Origin of the sequence: Pedobacter sp. JY14-1 (assembly GCF_029269825.1) — a bacterium.
In the GTDB taxonomy this organism is placed as follows: Bacteria; Bacteroidota; Bacteroidia; order Sphingobacteriales; family Sphingobacteriaceae; genus Pedobacter.
On sequence record NZ_JARJHU010000003.1, the window covers coordinates 1 to 12,186 of the forward strand.

Here is a 12,186-nt window from a genome sequence, read left to right on the forward strand (position 1 = left end):
AAATGCCTGCCGACAAGGTTCATTATTCCAGGATATTGAAACGCAACACGGATGACCTGGGCTACTGGAACCTTGATTTCCAGGCTACGCGTTACGGGTCTAATGCCCAGCCGCTGTATGTTTTGGCGGACCATGAACTGAATGCCCTGACAGGACCCAGGGGAGCAATATTTGATGCAAAGGAATACGCTGCTTATCTGCAGAAAGGCCTGGATGAATTTAAAAAGCTGATAAAACCAAATGAATAAAATTAAGAACATAGGTGTATTGACATCTGGAGGAGATGCCCCAGGTATGAATGCGGCCATCCGGGCCGTTGTCAGGGCCGCGATTTATCACGACTTGAAAGTGACAGGCATATTACGGGGCTACGAGGGCCTGATCAATGCTGATTTCATCGAAATGGACCGTAAATCGGTTGCGAATATCATCCAGAGAGGAGGAACAATCCTTAAAACGGCAAGGAGTGATAACTTTCGTACAAAAGAGGGCAGGAAAAAGGCTTTTGAGCAGTTGAAGGGCCATCAAATTGATGCATTGATCGTAATCGGCGGAGATGGGACATTTACAGGAGCCCACCTGTTCAGCCAGGAATTCGGCTTTCCGGTACTGGGGCTGCCCGGTACAATAGACAATGATCTTGAGGGAACAGACTTTACCATAGGCTATGATACGGCAATCAATACCGTGATTAATGCGGTGGATAAGATCAGGGATACGGCAGAGTCGCATGACCGGTTGTTTATCGTAGAAGTTATGGGGCGGGATTCCGGGTTGATCGCATTAAGAAGTGGCTTGGGAGTAGGAGCAGAGGCAATTATGATCCCGGAAGCGAATATGGGGGTTGAAGGTCTGATCACAAGGCTGGAAAGCGGCCGTAAAGACAAAGCCTCAAAAATCATTATCGTTGCAGAGGGAGATGAGATCGGGGGAGCATTTAATGTAGGTGAAGTATTGAAAAAGAAGTTCCCGGCTTATGACATCCGTGTTTCCGTGCTTGGCCACATTCAGAGGGGAGGTTCGCCAAGCTGTATGGACAGGGTACTGGCGAGCAGGCTGGGTGTCGTTGCTGTTGAAGGATTACTTGACGGGCATTCAGGAGCTATGGTTGGACAGAAAGACAAGGAAATTGTATTTACACCCTTTGACCATGCGATAAAGCACCTGGACGCAAAGGAGATCAGTCCGGCATGGATGAAACTTGTAGAAATCCTTTCCTTATAAAAAAGGCCCTTAATGGGCCTTTTTTCTTATTCTATAATTACAGCGGTACCTGTCGCGGCCACCATTAACATACTTCCGCCGCTACCTACGGTTTCATAGTCAAGGTCAACCCCGATAATGGCATTTGCCCCTAAGGCTGCGGCATATTGCTGCATCTCATTGATGGCCGTATTCTTTCCTTCCCGAAGGACTTGTTCGTAGGATCCTGAACGGCCTCCGACGATATCCCTTATTCCTGCAAAAAGGTCTTTAAAGATATTTGCACCTATAATTGTTTCCCCGGTAACCAGACCAAGGTATTTAACTACTTTTTTTCCTTCTACAGTATTGGTTGTCGTAACTAACATCTTTTTTCGTTTTTCATTTAGATGCCGGGACCAATAAAATGTTACAGTAACTTATCCAGAACCTCCTGCCAGTTGTTAACGCGCTCGTATTCCGTAAGCAGAAGGTTATGAGGGGAGGTAAAAAGTAGTTTCCTTCCGTTAAAGCCTGCAAAGTTCTTCACGCGGTCATCGATCATGATGTCGGCACAAACAATCTTATCGCCGCAGAAGACGATGTTTTTCCAGGAGATGAAAGGAAAATGTTCAGCCAGCCAGTCGTATTTATCGATCAGGGAATTGCGGAATTCCATTGCTGCGGAAACAATGTAAACATCGTACTTTTCCTGAAGTTTCCTGATGGCATCTATGCTACCGTGTATGGGAGTAAGGTTGCGGAAGAAGCCAGGTTCATTGATGTATTCGAACCATTTATCCTTTGCATGTTCGGGCACATGCTCGAAGATCTCATTCCCCGGGATAAGCTGGAGGTCCAGCGGCACTCCATAATCCCGGTTATAAAGCTGTATGAATTTCTCGATCGGATCGGCAAGAACTTCGTCCATGTCGACGACGATCCTTTGGCGGTGAATTGTCATTGCACAAATATCCCCTTTCGCCCGGGAAGTAATGTAAAAGGAATTTAAAATTTATAACGTATTGTCAGTCATAGGTATTTTGCATATCTTTGCAGCCCCGCAGCATGGAGCTCCGGGAACTATGTTGAATACATAAACAAAAAAGAATGGCAACTAAAATCAGATTGCAGAGATTCGGAAAGAAAGGTAAGCCTTTTTTCCACGTGGTAGTAGCGGATTCACGCGCGCCAAGAGATGGTAAGTTTATCGAGCGTTTAGGTTCTTATAACCCAAACACTAATCCAGCGACCATCGAACTAAATTTCGATAAAACTTTGGATTGGGTAAACAAAGGGGCACAGCCTACAGATACCTGTCGTGCAATTCTCTCTTACAAAGGAATTTTGTACAAAAAACACCTTGAGGGTGGCGTTAAAAAAGGCGCACTGACCCAGGAGCAGGCGGAAGCAAAATTTGCGGAATGGCTGAGCGCTAAAGAGAGCCGGATCGAGGGTAAAAAAGAAAACCTGGTTAAATCAAAAGAAGAAGTGAAAAAGGCTGCTTTGGCTGCTGAAGCTAAGAAGAACGCGGACCGCGCAGCAGCTCTTGCGATTAAAAATGCTCCTGTAGAAGAAGTAGTTGAAGAAGCACCTGTGGAAGATGCCGTTGGCGCAGAAGAGACTCCTGCTGCTGAAACTACTGAAGGCAACGAGGAAAACGCGTAATCCTTTTGTGATTTTCTAAAAAATAGCGAGAGCCCATAGCGGACTTTCGCTATTTTTATTAATGGGCATCGATACCCCAAATATTTAATAGATGAAAATAGAAGAAGCGCACTATATAGGATACATTACCAAGACTAAGGGACTCAAAGGAGAAGTCCAGGTTTATTTTGAATACGACACACCTGAGGCCCTTGATCTGGATGTCCTGTTTCTTGACCTTAACGGGAAACTGGTCCCTTTTTTTGTTTCAGCGTACCGGCTTCAGCATAACAATACCGGGAATTTCTTCTTTGATGATGTCGACCACATCGATAAAGCCCAGGCACTGGTGAAAAAAAGGGTCTATTTGCCGGAGGAAAAAATGCCGGAACAGGATGAAGAAGACTTTACCTATGAAGATCTGGAAGGCTTCATTGTTATTGATGAGCTCCATGGGGAGCTGGGAGAGATTACTGAAGTGAATGAATACCCGCAGCAGTTTGTAGCTACGGTTAGCAACAAAGGCAGAGATATTCTTTTTCCGCTTAATGAAGATATGATTGTCGAAATCGACGAGGAGAACGGTGTGCTTCGGATGCGGCTTCCCGAAGGCCTTCTGGATATATATCTCAATCCATAAGTATATTCTTACCTTTGTCCTATGCGTTTTGACATCATCACTGTTTTGCCAGGACTACTGGAGAGCCCTTTTGCTCATTCCATTTTGCTCAGGGCCCAAAAAAAGGGGATTGCGGAGATTTTTGTACATAATCTGAGAGATTATGCAACCAACAAGCAAAAAAGTGTAGACGATTATCCTTACGGTGGGGGCAGTGGTATGGTAATGTCTATAGAGCCGTTTGCAAAATGTATCGAAACGCTGAAATCAGCCCATCAGTATGATGACATTATCTTTATGAGCCCCGATGGGGAGACATTCAACCAGGCTATAGCTAACGAATTCTCTGTAAAGAAGAACCTGATGATCTTGTGCGGACATTACAAAGGAATTGACCAGCGCATCAGGGACCTTTTTGTAACACGGGAAATTTCAATTGGGGACTATGTTCTTTCAGGAGGCGAGTTGCCTGCTGCGGTTATGGTTGATGCCATCATCCGGCTTATTCCCGGTGTACTTAATGATGAGACTTCCGCGCTTTCCGATAGCTTTCAGGGAGAACTTCTGGATGCCCCGGTTTATACCAGGCCAGCAGACTGGAAAGGGCATAAAGTGCCAGATATCCTGCTCAGTGGTCATGAAGCGAAGATCAATGAGTGGAGGTACGAGCAGGCCCTTGCGCGGACCCTTAAGCGGCGCCCGGATTTACTGGAAGACTAGGCTTATCTGGAATGGGCGAAGGCTTTATCCAATGGATCTTATGCATGCCCTTCTTCAACGAGAAATCTGGCGATATGATTTGCAATGAGCCAGTTGGCCATATGCCCTGTGGAAATTAGGAGATATGTGGAAAAAAATTAAAATCACTTTTTTATATGAAATAATATTCCTAATATTGCAGTCCGATTTTAAAGAAGAAAAAGTCGGCTTAATAGCTTAGAATCATGGATTTAGTAAAATTTGTTGAAGAGCAGGTAATCGTAAAGAATGAAGTCCCTGCGTTCAAATCAGGAGATACAGTGAGCGTTCACTATAAAATTCGCGAAGGTAATAAAGAGCGTATTCAGATTTACCAGGGCGTAGTTTTACAACGTAACAGCGTAGGGGCAAATGAAACCTTTACCGTACGTAAAATTTCCAATGGGGTTGGAGTAGAACGTATCTTCCCGATTAACTCGCCAAATATTGCTAAAATCGAAGTGAACAGCTACGGAAAAGTACGCAGAGCTAAGCTGTTTTATCTGCGTGAGCTTACTGGTAAAGCTGCAAGGATCAAATCAAAAAGGGTTTAATTTATTTATCTCTTTAAGTTATATTTAAGCCTCCCGGATCCCGGGAGGCTTTTTTTGTATGGTGATGAATTACGATTTTTTTAATCAGATATACTGGGGCAACAGTATCAGACAGTATTGTTTGTTAGCGGGGGTCATTCTCCTGGGCTTGGTCTTTAAGAGACTTGTGTCCAGGCTGGTAAGTCTTTTACTTTTCACCGTATTCCGCAGGTTTGCCAGTGACGCACACAACGACACGTTTGTTTCTCTGCTGCTAAAACCGATAGAGTCTTTTATCACTTTTTGTACCATCTATCTTGCCATAAACCAAATTTCCCATCCTTTGGACGTTATCATCTGGCACCGGGTAAAGCCGAGGTTACATATTACCATAGGAGATGCAATTGATAAGGTTTTTCTTTTCCTGATCATACTGTCTGTCTTCTGGATCATTTTAAGAATCGTAGACTTCATTGCCTATGTGTTAAAAATGAGGGCGACGATTACGCAGAACAAAACGGATGATCAGCTGATACCTTTCCTTAAGGAACTGACTAAAACACTGGTTTGTTTTATGGGCTTCTTTGTATTACTTGGCTTCGTATTCGAGATTAATGTACTAACGCTCATTACCGGACTTGGAATAGGGGGTATTGCCATTGCGCTTGCAGCGAAGGAAAGCCTGGAAAACCTTTTGGGCTCATTTACAATATTCCTGGATAAGCCTTTTACAGTTGGTGATGTCGTCAAGGTTGATGGAATAGAAGGCACGATCCAGAAAGTCGGTTTCAGAAGTACCTGGCTCATCAGCCCCGATAAGACAACCATTGTGATCCCTAACCGGGCCATGATCGATGGCGTACTGGAAAATGTGACCATGAGGGAGTTCAGAAGGGTAAACTTTTTTATAGGCCTTACTTATGAGACAGGTTCCCTGGCAGTGAAAGCCATTTTAAAGGAAATTAATGATTGTCTTTCTGCCGATTCAAATATCAGAGACGGATACGCGACTTTTGATCACTTTGCCGATTCCTCCTTACAGGTCCAGGTGGTTTACCTTGTTGTCAGCATGCCATACAGCCAATTTGTTGCTTTAAAGGAAGGGGTCAATTTTAAATTAGTCGAAATAGTTGAAAAACACGGTTCGGCATTTGCTTATCCTGTCCAGCGTTCAATTGCGGACCACCCGGTTCGGGATGAGCAAAAAAAAGAGGCTTAACCGCAGCTTATCCAAGCTCGGCCAGTACAGTAATGCCACCTTTTACTACCTGATTAAGTTCCAGGTTAACCTTGGTCCCCAATGGAAGGAAGATATCTACCCTGGAACCAAATTTAATGAACCCGAATTCCTCACCTTGTTTTACCTGATCGCCTTCTTTTACATACCAAACGATTCTTCTGGCCAGGGCGCCGGCAATTTGCCTGAACAGTACCGGAGTACCGTTCTGGTGTTCTACTACAACGGTAGTACGCTCATTTTCCGTAGAAGATTTAGGGTTCCAGGCAGCAAGATATTTTCCCGGATGATATTTAAAGAAGCGTACCATACCCGATATCGGATTTCTGTTAATATGGACGTTGACAGGGGACATAAATATAGATACCTGAAGGCGTTTATCCTTAAAGTACTCCGCTTCTTCAGTCTCCTCAATTACGACAACTTTTCCGTCCGCAGGACAGATCACCAGATTATCCCCGGATGTGAAACTTCTTTTGGGATTTCTGAAAAATTGAAGAACCGTTAAAAAAAGGAAGAGTGAAAAAATATAGGTTAGCCATTTTAACCACGCTACATCTGCAAAACGGTAGTCAATTACCGCATTCAGGATAAAAACGAATAAAACCGTTAATGCGATGCTGGTATAGCCTTCTTTATGTATGGTCATTTTGAACGAAAATAATTGTCTTCGCAAAAATGTAAAAAAAATATGGTAAAATGACCATCAGGCACCAGATTTGGCCCTGTAGATGTGCTTAAGATTGCGTCCGAGGCCATTGTAATCCAGGCCATAGCCCACTACAAATTCGTTCGGGATCTCAAACCCGACATATTGCATGGTATCCATTTTCGTTATTAATGCAGCGGGTTTGAGCAGGAGTGAGCATACCGCGAGTGAAGCCGGGGCTTGCTGCCGCAGTTCGCCGATCAGATACGAAAGCGTCAGTCCGGTATCCACAATATCCTCTACGATGACCACGTCCCTGTCCTTCAAGTTATCCGTAATCCCGATGATCTCCCTTACCGTACCGCTGCTTTCAGTACCTTGATAAGACGAAACACGGATAAAGGTAGCTTCACAGGGAATGGTCAGCTCTTTCAGCAGATCGGCCATAAATATAAAACTGCCATTCAGTACGCCGATAAAAACCGGGCAGCGGCCTTCATAGTCTACCCCGATCTGTATGGCCATTAACCTTATCCGTTTACAGATCTGATCGTTTTCCAGGAAGATCTCGAACTCTTTATCCGCTATCTGAATTCTATCCATGATTATGACTGGCCTTTTTGTTTCTCTTGCTGGTCCTGCAGCTCTTTCAGCTCCTGCTCGCGCCTGCGCTGTTCCCTTCTTTCCTGACGGAGCTCCTTCCTGGTTTTCGGAACGGTATCGACGGGTTGCAGTTTGGGTAACGTATCCCGTTTCGGCGAACCAAAAAGCCGGTCGAACAGCGCTTTCGATTCATCGTTGGTCTCAATGGCAGGCAATGGGTCATCGTTATCAAACGCGGCGGTGTCTATTGTTGCCGAGTCAGGCAGCAGGTACTGCCTCAGGCCTTCCCTAAGTCTTACCGTATAAAAGCCATAACCATTGGTGTCAGGAGGGGTTAAGCCCCGTTTGGCCATAATGTTGCCGATATACCGGAAATAGGGCAGCATGTAGTCTTTCAGGCCGCCGTCTCCCCTGAACTTGTACAATGCAATTTTCGGTCGCGGGACAATGTTTGCGAGGAAGATGCCTTCACCAATATTCAGTTCGGCCGGCGATTTCCCAAAATAGTGTCTTGCAGCTTCGCCAATACCATACACATTGTTGCCCATTTCGATGATGTTGACATAAACTTCCAGCATCCTGTTTTTGCTGATCAGGTGATTGTTTTCAATCAGCCAGACGATCAGGATCTCCTCCGCTTTTCTGGCCAGCGTTTTTTTACGGCTCAGGAATACATTCTTTACCAGCTGCATAGAGATCGTACTGCCACCCCTTACGAAACGCTTTTCCTTAAAATTCACGGCAAAAGACTTTCGGATCGACTCCTGTATAAAGCCTTTGTGTGTAAAAAAGGAAGGGTCCTCAGAAGTCAGTATCGCGTTTTTAAAATTGCTGGAGACTTCAGATAACGGCGTAAAATTAGGATTGGAAGGCCCTATCAGGATATCCCGCATGGGTTTACCGTACTCGTACGGCGTATATACAAAATCCTTGTTGATCTTCTGAAGGTTTGTTTTGCCCCATTTCAATATCTTGAAATTGAACGGGGTGAGCCCGGAAGAAAACCTTACGGAGTCCGGCTGGGAGCTGTCCAGATAAAAATCCAGGTCATATTTTACTTTTCCGCTCACTTTAAGGCCTTCCAGCGACTCAAAAAGACCTACAGGGAATGAGTTAAGCATTTGCTGGGCATCCTGTTCCGGCGCACGCAGTTTCACCTCATAAATCTTATGCGGGGAAAGCGTATATTTCAGGTAAGGGTGCAGTTCCGCCTGTTTGAGGAAGACAGTAGAAGAGCTGTCCAGGGCTACGTAATTTTTGCCGACCAGCACATCTGCTTCTATCCTTCCGCCCGGAACAACAATATCATTTGACGCAATCTTCGGATGGTTGACCAGCAGGTTGCTCACCGACCATGAACCCGAAATCTTAAATTCACTGCCGCTGTACCCTGCATCCTTTAACTGGGTTCGCACCGTGTCAAAACTGAACCGGGCATGCAGCTTCTTGTTCAGGTAAGCCAATTCAACCGGCTTGCCTTCTGCAAACAGCGTAAAATCGAGTTGTTTTTTGCCGGGTTTCAGCAATCCGTTCAAATGCCATCTGGCCTCATTGTCATTCACAACGATCGTGGACTTTAGCTCCCCGTCATCTGTAATTGCAGAAGGGATATATAATTTTATCCCTGCAGTGTCATTGTCATTCAGTTTAACCGAAAAGTCTGTCAGTTCCATATCTTCCGGAATCTTATACAGCAACTGGTTCAGCAGATTATGCGCCAGGGCACTGAGGTCGAGCTTAGCCTTAGGCTCTTCAGCATCTTTCTTTTTACGCTTCAGAATAAAATCCAGGTTGCTCAGCGAATCCCGGAATACAATGTTCATATTCGCTTTATGCAGCAGGACCTGTGAAAACTTAACGTCACCAAAAATCAGGGGCATTAATTTTACGCTGATGGTCACGTCCCCGATGGCTGCCAGCGTGTCCCTGTCCCTGGGGACCACAGAAATCCCCTGCATGTGTACCGAACTCAGCCCGCTGAAGCCGGAACGGCTGATCTTTATGCCCAGACCATAATCATTTTCTGCCTTTGCAATGGCCCTGGCCATTATTTTTTTCAGCAAAGCTTCCCGTTTGGTGTAGGCGATTGCCCCGCCGATCAGCACAAGAACTGTCAAAATTCCCAGCACCCATATGCCCGCCCGGACGTATTTTTTCGGGATGTTAATTTTTGGAATCTGCATGCCGTGAATAAATATTTTATGCTAACGTTAAATGCCGGTGTTTATTTCGTGTTAAAAATACGCTTTAAAACCTTAAATCAACGAACGGCAAACCTGTTTTGTTTAACCCTCATATATTCAGCTTATTGCAATATTATAACCAAAGACAGCCCGCCCTAGCGCAGTTTTAATTAATTTTGGAAAAATGATCATTAGCCCAGAACAAGTTTTATCGGCCCTGAAGCATGTGGAAGACCCGGACCTGAAAAAAGACCTGGTTACCCTCAATATGATCCGGGACCTGAAGATACAAGACCTGAAGGTCAGTTTCACCCTCGAGCTCACTACACCGGCATGCCCCATGAAAGACATGCTGAAGAACGCCTGCACCAATGCGGTCAAACATTTGGTGAGCCCGGAAGCGGAAGTAGAGATTAACGTCACTTCCAGAGTAACCAGGCCGATGGACACCACGGCCCTGAAAGACATCCGCAATATCCTGCTGGTTTCCTCCGGCAAGGGTGGAGTAGGGAAGTCCACGGTTTCCAGCAACCTGGCGGTGGCGCTGGCGCGAGACGGCGCAAAGGTGGGGTTACTCGACGCCGATATTTACGGCCCTTCTTTACCCACCATGTTTGGATTGGTTGGCGCCAGGCCAAACGCAAGAGAAACATCCGATGGCAAGACCCTCGTCCTGCCCATTGAAAAATATGGCATCAAGGTCCTTTCACTGGGGTTCTTTGCCGATCCCGACCAGCCTGTTCCCTGGCGTGGGCCTATGGCATCCAATGCCGTAAAACAACTGTTCAATGATGCCGACTGGGGTGAACTGGACTACCTCATAGTAGACCTGCCTCCCGGTACCGGGGATATCCATATCACCATCACACAAGGTTTTCCCATCGCGGGCGCCCTGGTCGTGACCACCCCGCAGCAGGTTGCACTGGCAGATACCCGTAAAGGGCTTTCTATGTTTCGAATGCCCGGCATCAACATCCCGGTACTTGGCGTAATAGAGAACATGGCCTATTTCACACCGGAAGAACTTCCGGGCAATAAATACTACCTTTTCGGGAAAGACGGGGGAAAGCAGCTGGCACAACACTTTGAAGTTCCTTTCTTAGGCGAGGTCCCCATTGTACAGCGAATTTCCGAAGCCGGTGACCAGGGCAGTCCGGTTGCCCTTGAAGACAGCCCGCTTGCGGCCGCTTTTGCCCGGCTGGCAGGCCGGGTCGCCCAGCAGGTGGCCATCAGTAATGCGCAAACCGCCAATTCCTAAAAATTTGCTATCTTTATATTCCAAATCATTAACCAATGAATTTAACAGAACAAGTTGAAGCGGCACTAGAGACTATCCGCCCTTACCTGGTCGCAGACGGGGGCGATGTGGAGATAGAAGAGATCACCGAAGAAAAAGTGGTGAAGTTAAAATTGCTGGGCAACTGCGGTTCCTGTAAAATGAGCTTTATGACCATGAAGGCAGGTATCGAACAGGCTATTAAAAAGGCTGTGCCTGAAATTACCTCGGTCGTTGCCGTTAACCTGACCGAGCCGGCAGTATAGGGATTTAACACAATTTAACTACCCCTGCGTTATAATAGCGCTAACTTTGCGAATATGAAGTACTTGCTGACCTTTCTTCTGCTGATGTCCTTCACCGTTGTGTTTGCACAGGAGGGTGGGGGCGAGAAGAAGCTGATCCAGTTTTCCGGTATTATCACCGATGTAGACAGTAATACGGTTGTGCCTTACGTTACGGTAACCAATCTGACCAATAAGGAACAACGTTATGCGGCCAACTATAAGGGCTTTTTTTCCTTTATCGCCCGCCCCGGAGATACAATACTTTATTCAGCAGTAGGGTATAAAGACCTGATCCTGCCCATTCCGGCACAGATTGACGATACCAAATACACGGTCATGATCAAGATGAAGGCAGAGATCATCAACCTGCCTGTCGTGCGGGTATATCCCTGGGCTACCGTAGAAGAATTCACCCGCGATTTCATGTCCATGAAGATCGCAGACGATGATTACCTCATTGCCCTTAAAAACCTGTCTCAGGAGAGCATCAGCGATAAAATGGTCACCCTTTCGCGTGATGCCGGGGAGATCCAAAGTACCAATTACCGCTTAAACCATGATCGCGCCTTAAATAAGAATATGGTGCAGACCAACCCATTGCTGAATCCCTTCGCCTGGGGAAAGTTGATGCAGTCTATTTTTAAGGGCGACAAAAGCAAGGAGAACTAACGTTTCTTCTTCTGGTTAGGGAACTTCATTTTGTATTCAGGATATACATTTCCCCTGGAGATCGCGTCCAGCTTGCCTTTCAGCATCCGTTTGCGCAGCAGCCCCAGCTTGTCTGTAAATAAAGTGCCCTCAATGTGGTCGTATTCATGCTGGATCACGCGTGCAGCCATACCGCTTACGTCTTCCTCGTGCAGCTGCCAGTTCTCGTCATAATACCTGATCTTAACATTAGGTTTGCGCATGACGTCCTCCCTGATTTCAGGAATGCTGAGGCAGCCCTCGTTAAACGCCCAGGGTTCGCCGGTTTCCTCCAGTATTTCTGCATTGATGAACACCTTGCGGTAGCGGTCTTTATCCTCGTCGTCGCCGGGAGCAGTATCTACAATGAACAGCCGGATCGGCAGACCGATCTGCGGTGCAGCCAGACCTACACCATGGGCATTATACATCGTCTCAAACATATTGGCGATCAGCGTCTGCAGTTCAGGATAAGATTCATCGATCGGCGTGCAAACTTTCTTCAGGACAGGGTCCCCATAGGCTACGATAGGCAACTTCATGCT

15 protein-coding genes and 1 pseudogene are annotated in these 12,186 nt (G+C 46.1%); 10 read left to right on the forward strand and 6 right to left on the reverse strand.

Features of this window, described 5'->3' with window-relative positions; genetic code table 11:
* A pseudogene (locus P2W84_RS06085) lies at nucleotides 1-248 on the forward strand (hypothetical protein); the annotation flags it as partial.
* Nucleotides 241-1,224: a 6-phosphofructokinase gene (gene pfkA / locus P2W84_RS06090; protein WP_276089233.1), complete on the forward strand. Its 984-nt coding sequence runs from the start codon at nucleotides 241-243 to the stop codon at nucleotides 1,222-1,224. The pseudogene P2W84_RS06085 and the gene pfkA, both read left to right, overlap by 8 nt.
* Before the next feature lie 26 nt (nucleotides 1,225-1,250).
* On the opposite strand, the gene P2W84_RS06095 is transcribed toward pfkA, so the two are convergent.
* Together P2W84_RS06095 and P2W84_RS06100 are read right to left on the reverse strand one after the other, a co-directional pair.
* The gene (locus tag P2W84_RS06095; RefSeq protein WP_276089234.1) at nucleotides 1,251-1,571 is read right to left on the reverse strand and encodes a heavy metal-binding domain-containing protein; all 321 of its coding nucleotides are present in this window, start codon (nucleotides 1,569-1,571) and stop codon (nucleotides 1,251-1,253) included.
* A 41-nt stretch (nucleotides 1,572-1,612) separates the two neighbouring features.
* On the reverse strand, nucleotides 1,613-2,146 hold the full coding sequence (locus P2W84_RS06100) for a 5'(3')-deoxyribonucleotidase (RefSeq protein WP_276089235.1): 534 nt from the start codon (nucleotides 2,144-2,146) through the stop codon (nucleotides 1,613-1,615).
* 146 nt (nucleotides 2,147-2,292) lie between these two features.
* Here P2W84_RS06100 and P2W84_RS06105 point away from each other — a divergent pair, with 146 nt between their 5' ends.
* The 5 genes from P2W84_RS06105 to P2W84_RS06125 all read left to right on the forward strand — a co-directional run bounded on the left by P2W84_RS06105 (nucleotide 2,293) and on the right by P2W84_RS06125 (nucleotide 5,938).
* Nucleotides 2,293-2,850, forward strand: coding sequence for a 30S ribosomal protein S16 (locus P2W84_RS06105; protein WP_276089236.1), 558 nt, complete (start codon nucleotides 2,293-2,295; stop codon nucleotides 2,848-2,850).
* Nucleotides 2,851-2,941: 91 nt separating this feature from the next.
* Nucleotides 2,942-3,469, forward strand: a complete 528-nt coding sequence (gene rimM / locus P2W84_RS06110) for a ribosome maturation factor RimM (protein WP_276089237.1) — start codon at nucleotides 2,942-2,944, stop codon at nucleotides 3,467-3,469.
* 21 nt (nucleotides 3,470-3,490) lie between these two features.
* Nucleotides 3,491-4,168 carry a tRNA (guanosine(37)-N1)-methyltransferase TrmD gene (gene trmD / locus P2W84_RS06115; RefSeq protein ID WP_276089238.1) on the forward strand — a complete coding sequence of 226 codons (678 nt, stop codon included), beginning with the start codon at nucleotides 3,491-3,493 and terminating at the stop codon, nucleotides 4,166-4,168.
* 224 nt (nucleotides 4,169-4,392) lie between these two features.
* Entirely contained in the window at nucleotides 4,393-4,740 is a 348-nt protein-coding gene (rplS, locus tag P2W84_RS06120) for a 50S ribosomal protein L19 (protein WP_276089239.1), read from the forward strand.
* Nucleotides 4,741-5,062: 322 nt separating this feature from the next.
* A complete protein-coding gene (locus P2W84_RS06125; RefSeq protein WP_276089240.1) occupies nucleotides 5,063-5,938 on the forward strand; it encodes a mechanosensitive ion channel domain-containing protein in 876 nt (291 codons plus the stop codon).
* A 7-nt stretch (nucleotides 5,939-5,945) separates the two neighbouring features.
* Here P2W84_RS06125 and P2W84_RS06130 read toward each other — a convergent pair whose 3' ends face one another.
* The 3 genes from P2W84_RS06130 to P2W84_RS06140 are packed head-to-tail and all read right to left on the reverse strand — an operon-like array spanning nucleotide 5,946 to nucleotide 9,391.
* Nucleotides 5,946-6,605, reverse strand: coding sequence for a phosphatidylserine decarboxylase family protein (locus P2W84_RS06130; protein WP_276089241.1), 660 nt, complete (start codon nucleotides 6,603-6,605; stop codon nucleotides 5,946-5,948).
* A 57-nt stretch (nucleotides 6,606-6,662) separates the two neighbouring features.
* Nucleotides 6,663-7,208 (reverse strand): hypoxanthine phosphoribosyltransferase, encoded by a 546-nt coding sequence (gene hpt / locus P2W84_RS06135; RefSeq protein ID WP_276089242.1) that lies wholly within the window; start codon nucleotides 7,206-7,208, stop codon nucleotides 6,663-6,665.
* A gap of 2 nt (nucleotides 7,209-7,210) precedes the next feature.
* The gene (locus tag P2W84_RS06140) at nucleotides 7,211-9,391 is read right to left on the reverse strand and encodes a biosynthetic peptidoglycan transglycosylase (protein WP_276089243.1); all 2,181 of its coding nucleotides are present in this window, start codon (nucleotides 9,389-9,391) and stop codon (nucleotides 7,211-7,213) included.
* Nucleotides 9,392-9,575: 184 nt separating this feature from the next.
* On the opposite strand from P2W84_RS06140, the gene P2W84_RS06145 reads away from it, so the two are divergent.
* From P2W84_RS06145 to P2W84_RS06155, 3 genes are read left to right on the forward strand one after another with little or no spacing between them, the layout of a single operon-like run.
* Nucleotides 9,576-10,649: an Mrp/NBP35 family ATP-binding protein gene (locus P2W84_RS06145; RefSeq protein ID WP_276089244.1), complete on the forward strand. Its 1,074-nt coding sequence runs from the start codon at nucleotides 9,576-9,578 to the stop codon at nucleotides 10,647-10,649.
* 35 nt (nucleotides 10,650-10,684) lie between these two features.
* Nucleotides 10,685-10,933 carry a NifU family protein gene (locus tag P2W84_RS06150; protein WP_276089245.1) on the forward strand — a complete coding sequence of 83 codons (249 nt, stop codon included), beginning with the start codon at nucleotides 10,685-10,687 and terminating at the stop codon, nucleotides 10,931-10,933.
* 54 nt (nucleotides 10,934-10,987) lie between these two features.
* Nucleotides 10,988-11,623: a hypothetical protein gene (locus tag P2W84_RS06155; protein ID WP_276089246.1), complete on the forward strand. Its 636-nt coding sequence runs from the start codon at nucleotides 10,988-10,990 to the stop codon at nucleotides 11,621-11,623.
* On the opposite strand, the gene def is transcribed toward P2W84_RS06155, so the two are convergent.
* Nucleotides 11,620-12,183, reverse strand: a complete 564-nt coding sequence (gene def / locus P2W84_RS06160; RefSeq protein WP_276089247.1) for a peptide deformylase — start codon at nucleotides 12,181-12,183, stop codon at nucleotides 11,620-11,622. The two genes, P2W84_RS06155 and def, sit on opposite strands and share 4 nt — an antisense overlap.
* Nucleotides 12,184-12,186: the final 3 nt, after the last annotated feature.